15 protein-coding genes are annotated in these 16579 nt (G+C 50.9%); all 15 read right to left on the bottom strand.

Features of this window, described 5'->3' with window-relative positions:
- Positions 1 to 304: 304 nt before the first annotated feature.
- A complete protein-coding gene (locus ULO1_RS15220) occupies positions 305 to 547 on the bottom strand; it encodes a reverse transcriptase domain-containing protein (protein ID WP_242947947.1) in 243 nt (80 codons plus the stop codon).
- Entirely contained in the window at positions 501 to 695 is a 195-nt protein-coding gene (locus ULO1_RS15215; RefSeq protein WP_242947951.1) for a hypothetical protein, read from the bottom strand. The genes ULO1_RS15220 and ULO1_RS15215 overlap by 47 nt, the downstream gene beginning before the upstream one ends.
- Before the next feature lie 320 nt (positions 696 to 1015).
- Positions 1016 to 3514, bottom strand: a complete 2499-nt coding sequence (locus ULO1_RS10515) for an S-layer homology domain-containing protein (protein ID WP_159446888.1) — start codon at positions 3512 to 3514, stop codon at positions 1016 to 1018.
- Positions 3515 to 3722: 208 nt separating this feature from the next.
- A complete protein-coding gene (locus tag ULO1_RS10510) occupies positions 3723 to 4493 on the bottom strand; it encodes an S-layer homology domain-containing protein (RefSeq protein WP_159446887.1) in 771 nt (256 codons plus the stop codon).
- Between the two features lie 16 nt (positions 4494 to 4509).
- On the bottom strand, positions 4510 to 5259 hold the full coding sequence (locus ULO1_RS10505) for an S-layer homology domain-containing protein (RefSeq protein WP_079933545.1): 750 nt from the start codon (positions 5257 to 5259) through the stop codon (positions 4510 to 4512).
- Positions 5260 to 5280: 21 nt separating this feature from the next.
- Positions 5281 to 6021, bottom strand: coding sequence for an LCP family protein (locus ULO1_RS10500; RefSeq protein ID WP_079933544.1), 741 nt, complete (start codon positions 6019 to 6021; stop codon positions 5281 to 5283).
- Positions 6022 to 6078: 57 nt separating this feature from the next.
- Entirely contained in the window at positions 6079 to 6429 is a 351-nt protein-coding gene (locus tag ULO1_RS10495; protein ID WP_079933543.1) for a rod-binding protein, read from the bottom strand.
- A gap of 14 nt (positions 6430 to 6443) precedes the next feature.
- Complete coding sequence (locus tag ULO1_RS10490) at positions 6444 to 7568, bottom strand: flagellar hook-basal body protein (RefSeq protein ID WP_079933542.1); 1125 nt, start codon at positions 7566 to 7568, stop codon at positions 6444 to 6446.
- 13 nt (positions 7569 to 7581) lie between these two features.
- The gene (gene flgF / locus ULO1_RS10485; protein WP_079933541.1) at positions 7582 to 8346 is read right to left on the bottom strand and encodes a flagellar basal-body rod protein FlgF; all 765 of its coding nucleotides are present in this window, start codon (positions 8344 to 8346) and stop codon (positions 7582 to 7584) included.
- A gap of 17 nt (positions 8347 to 8363) precedes the next feature.
- Entirely contained in the window at positions 8364 to 10400 is a 2037-nt protein-coding gene (locus ULO1_RS10480) for an S-layer homology domain-containing protein (protein ID WP_079933540.1), read from the bottom strand.
- A 16-nt stretch (positions 10401 to 10416) separates the two neighbouring features.
- The gene (locus ULO1_RS10475) at positions 10417 to 11454 is read right to left on the bottom strand and encodes a rod shape-determining protein (RefSeq protein ID WP_079906671.1); all 1038 of its coding nucleotides are present in this window, start codon (positions 11452 to 11454) and stop codon (positions 10417 to 10419) included.
- A gap of 97 nt (positions 11455 to 11551) precedes the next feature.
- Entirely contained in the window at positions 11552 to 11806 is a 255-nt protein-coding gene (gene spoIIID, locus ULO1_RS10470) for a sporulation transcriptional regulator SpoIIID (RefSeq protein ID WP_078665212.1), read from the bottom strand.
- A gap of 118 nt (positions 11807 to 11924) precedes the next feature.
- A complete protein-coding gene (locus ULO1_RS10465; RefSeq protein ID WP_079933539.1) occupies positions 11925 to 12575 on the bottom strand; it encodes a class I SAM-dependent methyltransferase in 651 nt (216 codons plus the stop codon).
- Between the two features lie 169 nt (positions 12576 to 12744).
- Positions 12745 to 13503 (bottom strand): M23 family metallopeptidase, encoded by a 759-nt coding sequence (locus ULO1_RS10460; RefSeq protein ID WP_079933538.1) that lies wholly within the window; start codon positions 13501 to 13503, stop codon positions 12745 to 12747.
- A gap of 76 nt (positions 13504 to 13579) precedes the next feature.
- Positions 13580 to 16579, bottom strand: coding sequence for a beta-phosphoglucomutase (gene pgmB, locus ULO1_RS10455; RefSeq protein ID WP_079933537.1), 3000 nt, complete (start codon positions 16577 to 16579; stop codon positions 13580 to 13582).

Raw genomic sequence — 16579 nt, 5'->3', positions numbered from 1 at the left:
GCGCTTCGCGTCGATACTTTCGTCCTTACTGGTCCTCCGCTTGGAGTTTTCTCTTGGCATCGAAGTGCAGGTTCCCACGTTCCTCACAGAAGCCTGTACTAATTTCACGCCAACTTCATGCCGGTCATCATCTGGTCAGTAAACAGATTTCTTCCAGCCTTATCCCAAGCTAACTACTACCCCCTGGTTTTGATGACGTCCCTACGCTTTCGACACGTTATCAGAGGTCTAGCCTCGTCTTTTCCTTAACGCTCACTAGCGTGGCTTTTGGCCAAAGCTCCTTGTGGAGTACCTTCATCGGTGTCTATACTACCCCGTTGACCATTACACCGGCCTGAAGATAGCGGCGGATAAGTTTTAGTACCCGCTTGCCTTTGACTTTGCGGACAACACGGGCCATCAAGATGTCATAGTTTACCCGGTCGAAGAATTTCTCCAGTTCCATGTCTACCACCCAGGTGTATCCTTCCTCTGCGTACTTCCTTGCCTGTCTGACCGCATCATGTCCCCTGCGTCCGGGTCTGAACCCGTAACTGAAGCGGTTTATAGGGTCCCGTGAGAAGTTCTTCCCTAATTCTGTCCCAGTGCTCCCGTACATAGTCCCTGAGGTCTTTTATCGTGACCTGGTCAATTCCTGGAGCACCTTTGTTCACCTCTACCCGTCTTAGAGTTGCCAGCATGTTCTGTCTGACCACAACCTTCTCCTTCTGACCGTTACCATCACTTTCGCGGGATGTGTTCCCGGGTTGTGCCGGAGTTACACTCGGCCCTCTATAGGTCCCCTGCGGATTCACCGCTTCCTCCCCATGGCAGGCCCCATATGGGGTTTTCTGCTGTCTTTGAGTATCTCTCGAACGTACCAAGCCAAGCCCTTACTTCGTGTTCGGCCCTTCATCACGGTGGTCACCCTTGTCTTAAGCTACGGCTACTGCTACTTTCACCGTTCGGGACTTTCACCCTATAGACAACGCCCATGCCGGGCGCACAAAAAAACAAGGGGCTTAGCCCCTTGTTGTTATTCTTTCACTACAAAGTCAATCATGCCATCAGTCGGTGACTGATATTTCCCATCTTTGTCCAGGAATTCATAGACCCGCACTTTATCACCGCTGGAGACTCCAGTAATCGGAGTAATGTTCTTACCTCCAGATTTATCAAAGTATTTAACCTTGGAAGCAATGCCAATCCGCTGGTTCCCGTTAGTCATGGTGATAATTACCTTGTCGCCTACGGTTTCAACTTTATCTACTGTTTCTACCCCATTATATACATCTGTGAGGACAGTAATATTATTTATCTTAGTACCGTCAGCATTTAACTTAAACGCAACTACTGCATTGGAGCTGCTAATATCAACACCATCTAATGTGTATTGCTTTTCTGTACCATCTACATTAACTTTTACTGCATAATCGCCACCACCGATACCGAACTTGCTACCAACAACAACACCCCACTTATAGTCGGAAGCAACGGCAGTAGTGGAATCTAGGAAGACATACTTAACTTTGGAACCATCAATAACTATTTTAGTTTTAGCTAGATTCTGTGCTACATAATCTTCAGCATTATCCCATGTTACATATTCAGTTTCGTCAAGATAAGCTGGATTAGAGCCACCACCTAATTTCTTGGACTTGATTACTTTGGTATCACTAGTGACGATATAAGGTGTACTATTTACATAAATTACATTTGTATCTTTGTCTACTGAGGAAGGAGTTTTAATTGTATCGGTAGCTAATGCAGTGACTTTCGAAACCTTTCCAGAATCATTCAATGTGATTTTGACAAAGTCTTTAGGATTGATATCAGCACTGGTATCTTTATTAATATCTAGACCTACGTATCCATAGGTCATATCGCCAACAGTGCTGTAGTCATCGTTATCAACTTCATATACCAGCATGGTACCATCAAACTTGGTTACCTTGATATAGGTCTTGGTGGAATTGGTGTTTCCACTATAAGTAGTTTCTTTGGTAATGTTTCTGACCAGAACATCAAATGTCTTGCTGGTAGCTTCCTTGTCACTGATAACATAGGCTGCCTCACCATTCAGACCCAGTTTCACTGTAACATTCTGGCCAACCAGGTCATCGTTCAAGCTAGCAGTTGTAGCGTCGCTGAAAGAATCGCCGTTATTCGTTGTGTATTTAGCGGTTCCATTAGTATATACAGTTTTATCGCCAACAACCAGTTTTACATTGCTGCCGGCTGCATCAGCAACAGAGGTCAGCTTACCGCTTACAACAGCATCTGTAGCTGCGATCAAATATTTATCACCATTATTATCTTTGTAATAAGATACTACATCGCCAACCTTGATGTCTGCCAGAGTTGCCTTTTTACCGTTCTTGAAGATCTGGATATAGTCTTCATCCTTATCCTTTAAGGAGATGGAGTTACCAGACAGCTTGAAGGTAATTTTCTTGTTAGCAGCATCAATTTCTTTTACGTAGTCAGTGTTGGGATAAGCAAACTTAATAAACTTAATAATCTTGCCTTTATCATCCAGTACAACTTTTACTACATCACCTTTTTTAACATTGTTTCCTAATACTGCCTGTGTTCCTGCAGCAAAGTTGTCGTAAAGGGTTACAGAAGAAGCAAGTTCCTTTTCACCCTTACCATAGAATACAACCTTATTGCCATTAATGTCCTTGATCTTATCAGTAAAGATTTCTTCCTCATCAGCCTTAACAGCAATTACATCATTATCCTTGTTAAACCAGACTTTTGTTTTCAGACCATAGAAGTCAAAAGGATTTACTGTACCTACAAGATCATAGACAGAACCATTGACGCTGATTTGGTCTGTAGCAACACCATCGTGAACTACAGAAGCACCCACAGCCATGTCTTTTTTCTCGGTTACTTTCAGTTTCAGTTCCAGCAGGGTTTTGGTGGATTCTTCGTAAGTCTTGGTGTCACCATAACCTTTTTGTTCCAGCGGTTTTACATCCAATGCATCATCAGCGATAACGAATACATCTCCCCGTTTAGCAGGAGCATTGAAGTTGTCAATGGAAACATTGTCCAACAAACCGAGAGCTGATGCCTTGGAGATATACTTGGTCGGCCAGGTTCCAGTCAGAACAGGCTCATAACCCAGCACCCGTACCATCATGGCAATGGCTTCAGCAGCAGTTACATTCGCATCAGGTCTGAATTTACCATCGGGATAACCGGTAATGATCCCCTGGTCAACTGCTACATTAATATAACCAGAGGCCCAGTGATTGGCAGGTACATCCTTGAACTTGGTAGGTCCTTTTGCATACTGAGCAGCCGCTTCCAGCCCCAGGGCCCGTACGGCAATAGCGGCATATTCAGCCCGGGTGATATTCTGTTCCGGTTTGAAGCTGCCATCAGCATAACCCTTAACCAGACCTACGCCATTCAGACGATTGATGCTGTCATCCACGGAAGCGAATGCCATGCCGGTGGAACCGAACAGCATGGTGGCGGCCACAAAAGTAGCCATAGACTTCTTGATTCTCATTCTTTTCATATCCCCCTTTACACTTCTTTTTTTATTTAATCTTTTCAGTCCCCCTGTAGCCATTAGGCTACATTTTCCATTATAGCCAGCAACGGCAGTCCAGTCAATGGCTTTAATTTAAATTTCTGCTACATCAACCATAAAACTGAACCCCTGTCCTGACGTTATATAAATACGTCAGGCAAGGGTCTTTTTTTGGGGGTCGGAGGAAAATTTTTTATAAATTTTTCTTGGCTGCCACTTTTGCCATGATCGCCGCCGCTTCCGCCCTGGTCAGCAGCCGGTTGGGATAAAACTTCCCCTGCTTGTCCAGGGGCATCAGCCCGCTAACCACTACCTTCTGGACCGAAGTTTTAGCCCAGTGACGGTTGCTATCCTTTACATACGGCATTTTGGTACCCGCCCTGGGCATCAGTTCCGGAAAATTGCTGGCCAGGTAATAGGCCAGCTCGGCTCTGGTAACATCCTGGTTGGCACCATAATAGGTGCGACTGCGGGCCGGGAGCAGCTTTTTCTCCGCTGCGGTTACCATTACCCTGGCCAGCGGATCAGTAACCTTCACATCTTTGTATTTTGTTGTAGCCTTGCTCAGGGGCACTCCTTTGGCCCTGACCAGGAACAGGGCCAGATCCCTGCGGGTCAGGGCCGCTTTGGGCCTAAAGGTGCGATCGGCATTGCCCTGCATCCAGCCCAGCTTGACTGCCTTGATTATGGCCACTTTTTCCGGTATGGCAGCTATATCTTTGAAGTTCAGCAACAGTTCGGCCAGCTGTTGCTGTAAGGCTGTGCTTCTTACCAGCAACTGGTCCAGATGCTGTTGCAGTGCGTCCATCTGGTCAGCCAGAGGCGTTAGCCCTTCAGCCACCTGTTTGTCAACATAGCTCCTGGTTACCAGCGGGTCACTGGCATCCCCCGGCCGGGCCCAGGCTACAGCCGTATTTGTTCCGAGTATTGCCAGGGCAATTATCAGGGCCATTCTCTTTTTCATTGGGCTTTGCTCCTCTCTACTGTAGTTTTGCCAGGGCCTCCACCACCCATAAACGGGTGGCCGGGGCATCGGGATTGAATTTGCCGCCCGCTTCCACCGGAATCACCCCTGCTTTAGTCAGATAATCCACATAAGGCCGGGCCCAGTGTTTGGTCATATCGCTGTATTTAGGCGCCGATTGCACTGCTATCAGTGATTTGGCATAGGCCCGATAGATGAGCGCAGCCGCTTCCCCTCTGGTCACCTGCCTGGTTGGCCTGAAGGTATTGTCAGGATAACCGGTAACCAGTCCGGATAGTTTGGCAGTGGCGATATACTGATAAGCCCAGTAACCGGAATACACATCTTTAAAATAGATTTTCCGGGTAGTTAACGTTAATTTTTTCGCCCTGACCAGCAGGGTAGCCATTTCACTCCGGCTAATCGGGCCATTGGGCCTGAAAGTACCATCCGGATAACCTTTGATCAGACCAAGATGGTATATCCGGGCAATAGCCGGGCTGTACTCCGCCTGATAAACATCACTAAAGGGCACCAGTTGTTTTTGGGCACTGGCAGTACGCTGTAATAAATCATCCAGTTTGCTATCTACAGACGCCAGAGTCTGCGCCATAGGATTGAAGTTTTCTGAAAGCACCTTCATTACATAGCTTTTGGTTACCAGTGGGTCAGCCGCATCCCCGGGCCTGGCCCAGCCGCTCTTGCTTAATCCCAATCCAGCCATGATCAGTAGAAAAGAGAGTGCTAGAATCCTGTTTTTCCGCAAAACAAAAACCCCCTTTACCTGTTATTTCAACAGGCGGGGGAAGAATTCCTGCCATTCCCGGGGAGAAATGGCCCGGTATTTTACACCATCAATATAAAAATCCTTACCCTGAACGGCTTCCTTGTAAGTTCGTTCCGGTCCGATTTGCCGGTAAAGGGAATAATATTGCCAGAGCTCCTGCATGGTCAGATTGGTATCTACAGCCCCGATCAGTAAATAGGCCAGCCGGGGCAGTTTCCACCATTCCTCCGGTTGGCGGAGCTTGGCACTAAAAGCTCTCACCACTTGCTGATCATCATGTCTGATCCCCAGCCGGGTTTGCTCAAAGGCCGTTGCCATGGTAATCTCTTTTCCATTGATGGTGGTGGGTCCAACCAGTTCAGACATGCTGGCAAAAGCTTTCTGCTCAATCGCTACATACTTGCTGAGCGGTAGGCCCAGATAGGTACTTACCGCTGTTAGTACCGCAGCCCGGCCTTGAGCAGCAAACATCTCTCCCACCGTTTGCGGTAGCCCCCGGCTGCCCGGCCCTCCGCGGTGACTGGCATAATAGGCGAAGACAGGGACGGTTCCGATCACCGCTTTGCTGCCATCAGCTCTCATGACCAGAATAGTAAGAGCTTTTAGTTCTCGGCCATTATGCCAGAAAATAGCCACTGGTTCATTCATAGTTTGTTCACTGCTCCAGCCGGTTGCAGCACCAGAAATGTTCAGAATAACGACCAGCACCACCACTATCCAGATTCTTCTGCTAATCTGCATTTAAATCACCAGAACACAGGTTAACCAGCTGGAACAATTTTTATTCCCGCAGAATAGCTATTTATGCGGTTTCAACTGTTGATACAACATTTCTGCCAGACCAATCCCACCGGCCTTGCTCATCTGCACCGCCAGTTCCCCATCCAGCATATCCCGAAAGATCTCTTCTCCGTTATCTTCCGGGAACAGTCCTCCTTTGGGAACAGTAGCCCGCATCCTCTGCAGGAGCTGGTGTAAAAAGAGAGCCTCCATCTGCTGGCAGGCCTCTTTCAGCTTCTTATCATCGGCGCTTTTAGCCGCCTGTTCCAGCACCCGGGCAAATTCCTGCCCTTCACCCGGAACGGTGCTCTTGACCGCTTCCCGGGCCAGCTTCAGCGGAGAGGGCCCACCGATACCATTAACTGTCACCGGCTATCCCTCCCTTAACGCTTGAGCTGGTTGGCGACCTGCATCATATCATCAGCGGTCTGGATCGCCTTGGAATTCAGCTCATAAGCCCGCTGGGCCATAATCATCTTCACCATTTCCTCAGCCACCTGGACATTGGAAGTCTCAATAAAGCCACTCATCACCCCTGCCTGGTCTTCAGACACGGTTTCCGCCGGACCAGAGGCAGCGGTGGGGAAATACAGGTTCTGGCCCCTCTTCTCCAGACCCTGCGGGTTGGTGAAACGCACCCGGCGAATCAGGCCCACTTCCTGGGTCAGAACGAATTTGCCATCATCCCCTACATCCACCTGAACTACCCCCTTGTCCACTTCCGGCAGGGAGGAACTGACCAGCCTGGCGGGTTTAAAGCCCCCATTGCCATCAGCGACCTGGAGAGAAGTTACAATGTTACCTGCACTGTCCACCTTGAAACTGCCGGCCCGCACATAGGCTTCACTGCCATCGGGCATTTCCACTTTGAAATAGCGGTCTTTGGGCGGGGTTGGCTGAGTGTCCGAAGGCTGCCACAGTTCAAAATTGCCCTTGAAGAAACCAGTACCGTCATCAACCAGAGTCTTAACATCCTTGAGAATATAGATATCTGCAGGAACAGAAGTTCGCTTGGGCATCACGATACTGCCATTTTCCGCAATGGATACCGCTTCCGGATCGCTGATCAGCACCTCATCGGCCGTCTTGTTCTGCAAGGACAGCTGATAGCCATCTACTGTGACAATCCGCCCTTCACTGTTAACTTTGAAGGAGCCATCCCTGGTATAGGCGACCTGGCCGTTGGGCAGACGGATTTCAAAAAAGGTGTCATCGGTTAGTGCCAGGTCAAAGGGATTGTTGGTAGCCTGCAGATTGCCCTTGCTGAACTCTGTCCTGATCCCGGCCACCCTTACCCCCAGACCCAGCTGGAAATTGATCGGGGAAGTGGTCCCATCAGCCAGCACCCGGCCGTTTTCCCGCAGATTGGCATAAAGCAGATCCTGAAACTCCACTGAAGTCTTTTTGTAACCGGTAGTATTGACGTTTGCCAGGTTGTTGGCGATATTGTCAATATTGGCCTGCTGGGCCGTCATACCGCTGGCCGCTGTCCATAAAGTCCGTATCATTCCGACTCCCTCCTTATACCCTGCCTACTTCATTAACAGCTTTCTCCAGAAGCTGGTCTTCCGCCTGAATGGTTTTTTGCCCGGCTTCATAGGTCCGCATAGCCGTCAGCATATTCACCATTTCCAGTACCGGATTGACATTGGACTGTTCCAGAAAACCGGGACGCAGCACCGGTTCCGCCAGCGGGGTTGCTCCTGTCCCCTGGAAGAGGGAGTCCCCCAGTTTCTGCAGGGCCTGGGGATTGGCAAAAGTCACCACCCGCAGCTTTCCTACCGGCTGACCATTAGCTGTTACCTGTCCCTGTTCATCAATAACCACCTTGCTGCCGGGCTGAACCCGGATCGGGCCATTCTGCCCCAGCACCCGGTAACCGGCAGAGGTGACCAGGTACCCCTGTTCATCCAGCTGGAAAGCGCCATTGCGGGTGTAGGCCTCTCCGGCAGGAGTCTGAACCACGAAAAAGCCATCCCCGGCAATGGCCACATCCAGCGGTGCCTCCGTCTGGCGCAAGGGTCCCTGGGTAAAGATAGGCAGCACTGCCTGCAAACGGGCACCCGTGCCCAGTCCGCCGACCAGCGGCCGTACATCCCCTTTATCCGCCCCCGGGATTCCCGGGTCATTGAGCCGGCTCAGCAGCAACTGGGGAAAAGCTTCAACGACAGTCTCATCTCGCTTGAAACCGGCTGTATTGACATTGGCCATGTTATTGGCGATGGTGTCCATGCGTTTTTGCTGGGCCACCATCCCGGACGCTGCTGTATATAATCCTCTGATCAAACCGATCCCTCCCCCGCTTAAATCCGCTTCAATTCCGTCATCATCTTGACCAGCAACCTGGCAGCCTGGGCCTTGGTAATGGCCGCCCGGGGTGCTAACACTCCCGGTTTCACCCCATTGATATAGCCCTTTTGCAGAGCTACAGTTATAGCATTTTTAGCCCACCAGGGCACCTGGGCCCAATCCCTGAACCCGGAGCTGGTGCCACCATCCCTGGCAGCAGTCCAGTTTGCAGCCCGGCTGAGGATGGTCATAAACTCAGCCCTGGTCAAAACCCCGTTCGGATTGAACCGGCCACTGCCTGTTCCTTTCATGTAACCTGCCCGAATTACCGTCTGAATGTATGGATAACGCGCATCTGCAGTAGAAACATCATTAAAATAGAGATAATTTCCATTCAGCAGCTGTAATCCCAATGCTTTGGCCAGAATTACCGCCAGCTCCCCCCTGGACAAAGCCCGGTCAGGGCGAAAGGCCGTACTGGTATCGGCCACCATGATACCGCGAGCCAGCAGAGTTTCGATCTCCTCCTGGGCCCAGTGTTTTTCCACATCGGCATAAACCCTGACATCAGCCAGCACTGCATAGACCCCATCTCCTGGTAACCAGGCGGTTACCATCCCTTTTCGACTATCTGCCGTACCTGCCAGCGGCTCCCAGTTCCCATCGCCATCATAGCGATAGAGGTCCAGGCGCCGGCCCTGCTCCGAACTGAGGCCTGGCGCGGTTTTAACCGTCAGGGTTACCCCCTGTTCCCCCAGTCCTTCGATACTCAGCACCGGTCCGGCAAAAACCCGACCACCTCCGGAAATAGTATAGTCCCGGGGATTTTCGCTCCTGACCCGCAGGTATTCATTGCCGCTGAATACCCCGGGCGGTACCGTCAATTGAACCATTCCGCCCCAGAGTTTGAAGTTGCCGCCGCTGATAGCAGGCTGCAGGCGGATACTGGCCCCTGTTTGCGGTTGTTCAATATAGTAAATATCTATACTCTTACTTAAAGTTAAATTTGCCATCTTTACTTCAACTTTAACAGTATTTTTGCCAGGCTTCAACAGAATATTGTCTGCAGTAAAGTACCCTCTGGTATTGAAAGAATATTTATTTTTGTTGACCATAGCCTCCAGTCCGCTATAATCAGCCAGGCCGAGCAGATGCCCACTGATGCTGATAACATTGCTATAGACCTTGCTGCCCGAACCAGGACTGTCAATAACCAGCTCCGGCTTGCCTGCATACTTGACCTGAATCTCAACTGTAACCGACCGGGTGCCTTTGCTGCCCACCAGAGTGATTTTATCGGTCTTATCATTGACCGCCAGGGTGTAGCTGAAACTATTACCACTGACAGATACCTGCTGGTCATTGATTAGCAGCTTGTCCACATTCCAGGCCTTCCCCTTGACCACCACAGTATTACCATTAATTTGTTGTCCCGGACCGGGTTCAGTTACCTCCAGTGCCGGACTGTCATCATACCAGACGGTCAGGTTTTTTTCCCGGCTATCCCCTTCGGAGTCCACTGCTGAAACCTTAATGTTATTTGCGCCCGGTTTCAAGCCGGACAGAGTCAGATTGAAGGTATTAACTCCGGTGGTCACCGACTGCTGGCTGCCATTGAGATAGACCGCTGCCAGCACTCCTTCCGCCACTTCTCCCGTCAAGTTGAGAGATGAGGCGCGCACCAGCCCCTGATCTGCCGGCTGGTTGATGGTAATCACCGGCAAGCCATCGGCGTAAAACAGGTTGAGATACTTTTTGAGCGTCTGACCTGATATTCGTGCCACCAGCTCGATCCGGTTGGCACCCGGGGTCAACTGGATCTGGGTGGTCCAGGAGCCGTCACTGCCTACACTAACGGTATTGCCGTTAACTGTCAGCTCTGTACTGCCTCTGAGATAGCCCCTGACATCAATCTGACCAGTGGTTACCCTTGCTCCCTCCAGTGGGCTTTCCACCACCAGGGCCACCTCTGCCCCCTGACTTAACGCTGAGCCTGTCCCCAGCCAGACCAGCAGCAACAATATCAAACTTAGCCAGCGCTGCCGCTTCACTCTCCATCACCACCGCTTACAGCACTTTCCGATAGGACCGGTTGTTTTTGGCTGCTACATCGTAGTTAACCAGGGCTTTCCCTGTTCCAAGGGCTACACAGGAGAGAGGATCATCGGCAATATAAACCGGCAGGCCTGTCTCCTTGCTGATCAGGGTACTGAGGCCATGCAGGAGAGAACCTCCCCCCGTCATGACAATTCCCTTGTTCATTATATCTGCCGCCAGTTCCGGCGGGGTTTTTTCCAGCACTTCCTTGACCGAGCTTACTACCTGTTCCACCGCTTCCTGCAGTGCTTCATAGGTATGCTGGCTGGTTACCTGCACATTCTTGGGCAAACCGGAAACCAGGTCCCGACCGCGAATCTCGTAAACGCTGTTATCCCGTTTGGCGGCCGGATAGGCAGTGCCGATCTGGATTTTCAGCTCTTCTGCCGTCCGCTCTCCGATCATCAGGTTGAATTCCCGCCGAATATAGCGCATAATAGCTTCATCAAACTTGTCTCCGCCGACCCGCAGGGATTTGCTCACCACTATGCCTCCCAGGGAAAGAACGGCAATATCGGTGGTACCCCCGCCGATGTCCACCACCATGGAGCCACTGGGTTCGGAAATCTCAATCCCTGCCCCCAGGGCTGCTGCCAGGGGTTCCTCAATCAGCGCCGCCTGCCTGGCCCCGGCCTGAATGGCGGCCTGTCTGACTGCCCGTTCCTCTACCCCCGTTACACCGGAGGGAATGCACACCATAATGCGGGGCCGGAAAAAAGGCAAAATAAATTTGCGGCCGACGGCTTTGTTGATAAAATAGCGCAGCATTTTTTCCGTTACGTCATAATCGGCGATAACACCGTCCCGCAAAGGGCGAATAGCCACAATATTGCCCGGGGTCCGCCCGATCATACGCCGGGCTTCCTCCCCGACAGCAATCACTTTGCCGGTATCCTTGTTGATGGCGACCACAGAGGGTTCGTGCAAAACAATCCCTTTCCCCCTTATATATACCAGCACACTGGCAGTGCCCAGATCCACACCGATATCCATGCCGAAGCCGAACATTCTCTTCTTTTCCCCTTTCAAATATTCTATTACGCCCAGTTTCGTCTAAATATAATTTATTTCTACTAAAAAGGGGAAAATCCTCTTTTTCTTACTGTTATTCAGCATTTTCCTGATATTTTTTTCTGGTTGCCTCGCCGCCCCGAATATGACGTTCTGCCTTGTTGTTTTCCAGGATTTTTTTGACCTGGGCTGCCAGGCGTTTATTAATGGTCGGTAACCGCTCGGTTATATCCTTATGCACGGTGGATTTGCTGACGCCGAAGACCTGGGCTGCCTGCCGCACCGTTGCCCCCGACTCCAGAATATAATTGCTGATATCCAGGACCCGTTTCCTGATGTATTCTTGCATCCCGTCCTCAACCCCCCTACAGCCGATTGCTAATAGATATATATGCTGCAGGGAATGAGAAAAGAAGCCACTTGTCGGGTAATATAGCAAAAAGCCAGGCTGATAGCGTCTCAAAGTGCTAACCTTTTCTTAAAACCGCACGATAGCAATAGAGTCGGCCATATAGATCACTAAAGACTGCGTCATCTGGCAGTGTAAGTGAAACAGATCCATTAAATTTTAAGCCAACTTCAGTGATTATGTTTATGAAAGTATCTAAATTAATCGTTGGGTAGTCGAAAGTCAAAATAATTAAGCCTGTATCTTTAAGGGTCCTTTTAAATTCTTTTAGAATAGACTGCATCACCTTCGTATTTAAGTGCTCCAGGACGGAAATGCAGAATATCTTATCAAATTTTCCCTTTTCATAAGGAAGTTTAGCCAGATCCGCTTTAGCAAAGTGGATGTTATCAAAGTAACGTAAGGGAAATTTAGTGACCTCTTCTTGACCAAAGTCCGCTTCAATCTCCTGGAGGATAGCGGTGGATGACAAAATGCGTTCGTCAATGTCACAGGCATGCACTTCGCGACATGTATCGGAAAGAAAGAATTTAAAGGGATGACTAATACCGCAGCCAGCATCAAGTACCGTATCACTGGATTCAACAAACTTACTGGCCCAGGGGTATTCATAACAACGGCTCCACCATGCTGGGGGGAGAGTAAAGATGAATTCTTTCATTTTGGGATCTGATTGACGAAAAAATCGTGATTCAAACCTGTCATCCATAGCTTATGACTCCTTTCAAGCGAAACTAACCGGGCTCTTGGAGCGCCTATTGTTACAGATTATGTTCAATATTCGAAGAACGTTTCATCAAAGGAAGAATAAAAAAAAGGCAACCAGAACGGTTGCCAAGAAAGGGGATAGGGGATATGAAAAGAATGAGGGTAGCTTGTTAAGGGAAGATAACCGCAGGATTCACCGCTTCTCCCCGCTGGCTGGCAGCAAAATGGAGCAACTCACCCGGTGCTACCAGGCCTAAGACCTGGCCGCCTTCCACCCGCTGACCCATTCGCACCTTGATGCCCTGCAGGTTGCCATATACCGTTTCCCAACCCTGGGCATGGCTCAGGACCAGTTCCGGTCCTTCACTGCCATCGCGAATGGTCTTGACCTGACCGGGCCACACCGCCCGCACCAGGTTATTGTTTTCCGCCGGGCGGATATCCATCCCGTGGTGGAAACGGTAGTCCCCGAAAACCGGCCAGTAAATCTGGCCATAGCCGAAAATAAGTTGTCCACCTGCCAGCGGAAATCTGGGAGAGGGGAGTTCCTTCCCTACTATATTATTCCCCACCTGTGTCCGGGTGTATACCTGGGAGCGGGAAATTTTTTTCTTTTTTTCCTCCCGGGACCGGGCAGGCTCTACCGCCCGCTTAGCTTGCGTTTCCTCTCCGGTTTGCCGGGCCAGCACCGTCGCCGGTTTAACCCATGTGGCAGTGCTGCTCAGGTCATCCTGTACCGCCCGGGTCACAGTTACATGATCCTGATAAGTCCGGTTAAACCACCAGGCATATGTACCCGCCAGGACCAAGCCAGTAATAGCTATCCCCCAGATACTCCAGCCCAGCAGCCAGCGCCGCCGCCAGTTCTTTTGCCTTTCCAGAGCATCCGGCCACCAGGGCCAGTCGATAATTTTTCTCCACCAGCTCATAAAAACCACCTCCTTATCCTTGATTTTTCCCTTTTTTTATATCTCTTAAACATAAAGCAAAAGAAAAACAGGTGCCTTAACGGACACCTGTAAAGCATGCTTGCAGTTTAGACAAATTCAGTTCATTCATTGTTTTGACTACCAGATCCGCTGCCGGGAGAGTTGCCTTATCGCCTACACCGACCGCTACCATCCCGGCAGCCTTGATAGCAGCAATCCCGGCTGCAGCATCCTCGATTCCCAGACAGTTTCCCCCATGCACCTGCAGCTGTTCGGCAGCGGTCAGGAAAATCTCCGGATCGGGTTTGCCTTTTTTTACTGCGCCCGCATCTACAATTACATCAAAATATCGGGTCAGTTGCAGTTTCTCCAGCACCAGCGGCGCATTTTTGCTGGCTGAAGCCAGAGCGGTCTTGATCCCATGAGCCTTCAACTCCTGCAGCAGGGCCAGCACCCCTGGTGCCACCGCCGCCGGCGTTAGCTGCTCTAGCAGCTCCAGATAATACCGGTTTTTCCTGGCGATCCACTCTTCCTTTTCCGCTTCCGCCGCGGTTTTGCCATTGGCCTGCAGGATAATCTCCAGGGATTCCTTGCGGCCAATCCCTTTCAGCTGTTCATTCAGGGCCCGGTCAAAGGCCAGCCCCAGCTCCTCGGCCAGCCGCTTCCAGGCCAGGTAGTGGTATTCGGCGGTATCAGTGATTACCCCATCCAGGTCAAAAATCACCGCCTCCAGGCGGGGCTTGATACTGACCGCCACCGGCCGACCAGCGAGCAGCTGCAGCTCCTGCTGTCGATGGTAGATGGTCAGGGGTTCTCCTGTCAGTAAAGTATAGACTGCCTCTTCGGCTGTCACCTGCACCTGCAACAGGCGGTGCTGGAACCGGACTTTGAAGCTATAGCCCTCCCATTTCTCCGGTATAATGGGATTAAAGTAAAGCTTGCCGTCATATTCCCGCATGCCGCCAAAACCGCAGACCAGGGCCAGGCGGGCCCCGGCCATGGCCGCCATATGCAGACCATCCTTGACATTGCCATGGTAATCATCCAGATCCAGGCGGGCGGTCTGCATAAAATAATGATAAGCCTTGTCCTTGTACCCGATCTCAGCCGCCATGATGCTGTAAATACAGGGCGAGAGAGATGAATCATGGGTGGTCAGGGGCTCGTAATAATCATAGTTGCGCTTTTTCTCCGCCAGGGAGAAACGGTTGCCCTGCAGGAAGAGGGCCAGTACCACATCTGCCTGCTTCAGCACCTGATGGCGATAAATCACTAGGGGGTGATAGTGGAGCAACAAGGGGTATTTATCAGCCGGAGTGCCGGCAAAATCCCAGACCGCCTTGTCCAGGAAGGAATCATCCTGGGCCAGAATGCCCAGTTCTTCATCATAGGGAAGGTACATAAGCCCGGCTGCTCGCTGCCATTCCGCCACTTCCTCAGGCTGAAGCCCGATTTTGACCGCCAGGACCTGGTACTGCTCCGGATATTCCCTCTGCAGCCAGTTCGCCATGCGGGCAGCGAACTCCAGATGGTCTTTGGCCATCAGGTTGGTATAGGCGTTGTTATTGACAATGGCTGTATACTCATCCGGGCCGGTTACCCCGTTGATACAGAAGCGGTTGCCTTTTCTGGGGATATAATCTCCCAGGTTCACCCAGAACCGGGCGGTTTCAAACAGCATTTCCGCCCCGGCCTGCAGGAAAAACTCCAGATCCCCGGTGGCCTGCAGATATTTTTTCAGGGCATAGATGACGGCAGCATTGATATGATACTGGGCAGTACCGGCCGGATAGTAAGCGGAAGTCTCTTCCCCATCAATGGTCCGCCAGGGGAAGAGGGCCCCCCGCTGGGACATTTGCCGGGCCCGCTCCCTGGCCTTGTTCAGAATGTGATAGCGATAGGCCAGCAGCGACCGGGCAATTTCCGGACTGGTATAGAGGAAAAAGGGCAGAATATAGATTTCCGTATCCCAGAAATAGTGGCCTTCGTAGCCTTCACCAGTCAGACCTTTGGCTCCGATATTGGTCCTGCCATCCCGGCCAGCGGATTGCAGCAGCTGGAAGGCATTGAAACGCAGTCCCTGCTGCAGGGCGGCATCCCCTTTAATTTCAATATCTGCTACTTGCCAAAAAGCAGCCAGATACTGGCGTTGCTCCTCTGCCAGGGCCGTAAAGCCGAGGTTCCTGGCTTCCTCTACAGTTGCCTGAGCGCGAGTCAGCAATTCCCCTTCCGGATAATCCCGGGAGGTATAATAGGCCAAATATTTCTCCAGTCTCACTTTTTCCCCCTGCTTCACCGGCAGGGTATAGCGAAAGCCCACCAGTTGTTCTGCTTCAACCTTTTCCCGCTTTCCTTCCCGGCTGGCCACTATCGCATTTTCCATAGCACAGACCAGGGCAAAGGCGGTAGTTTTGGTTCGTTGACGGAGGGCGGCAAAGTCACCCTCAGCCACTTTCCCTTCCGTCAAAAGGACCTGGCCCTGAAAACCGGAACCGGTGCGGGGGTCCCCCTTGCTGACCTGGTTGCGCACCTCTCCATTCAGAGCGGAGATAAAGGTAATTTCCCCATTAAAGTTGAGAGCTTCCACTTCACAGGTCAGAGCCGCCAGGTGTTTACGTTGTAATGATACCAGACGTTGAAAGCGCAAGCGTACCTGCTGGCCTGCAGGGGCCTCCCAGGTCACCTCACGGGTAAGCAAACCGGTCTTTAAATCCAGTTCCCGCCGGTAAGCCAGAATGCGCCCACGAAAGAGACTGAAAGGCTGGTCATCCACCAATACCTGCATGATTTTGCCATCGGTTACATTCAGCATGGTTTGCCGGTTTCTGGCATAGCCATAAGCTTCTTCCCCGTAAATAATGGGCTCTGAATCAAAAAAACCATTCAGATAGGTGCCATTCACCGAGGTCCCTTCCGGGCCCTCATAGCCTTCTTCAAAATTTCCCCGCATCCCGATATAGCCATTGCCGGTGGCGAAGATGGATTCATTGCGCAGATTATCTTCAGGTCGGAATCTCTCTTCAATGATCTTCCATTCATCGAGGGGGTAAATTGGTGTTGCTGTCTGTTGTTTCAT

Origin of the sequence: Carboxydocella sp. ULO1 (assembly GCF_002049255.1) — a bacterium.
Lineage (GTDB): Bacteria > Bacillota.
The sequence above is the reverse complement of the archived record's forward strand: the minus strand, read 5'-3'. Positions and strand labels throughout refer to the sequence as shown.

Coding starts and splice junctions, on each gene's coding strand:
- ULO1_RS10475 (WP_079906671.1), bottom strand. CDS start 11,454: ATGTTCGGCTTCGGCATGGATATCGGTGTGGATCTGGGCACTGCCAGT.
- ULO1_RS10510 (WP_159446887.1), bottom strand. CDS start 4,493: ATGAAAAAGAGAATGGCCCTGATAATTGCCCTGGCAATACTCGGAACA.
- ULO1_RS10515 (WP_159446888.1), bottom strand. CDS start 3,514: ATGAAAAGAATGAGAATCAAGAAGTCTATGGCTACTTTTGTGGCCGCC.
- ULO1_RS10465 (WP_079933539.1), bottom strand. CDS start 12,575: ATGGATGACAGGTTTGAATCACGATTTTTTCGTCAATCAGATCCCAAA.
- spoIIID (WP_078665212.1), bottom strand. CDS start 11,806: ATGCAAGAATACATCAGGAAACGGGTCCTGGATATCAGCAATTATATT.
- ULO1_RS10460 (WP_079933538.1), bottom strand. CDS start 13,503: ATGAGCTGGTGGAGAAAAATTATCGACTGGCCCTGGTGGCCGGATGCT.
- pgmB (WP_079933537.1), bottom strand. CDS start 16,579: ATGAAACAACAGACAGCAACACCAATTTACCCCCTCGATGAATGGAAG.
- ULO1_RS10500 (WP_079933544.1), bottom strand. CDS start 6,021: ATGCAGATTAGCAGAAGAATCTGGATAGTGGTGGTGCTGGTCGTTATT.
- ULO1_RS10490 (WP_079933542.1), bottom strand. CDS start 7,568: ATGATACGGACTTTATGGACAGCGGCCAGCGGTATGACGGCCCAGCAG.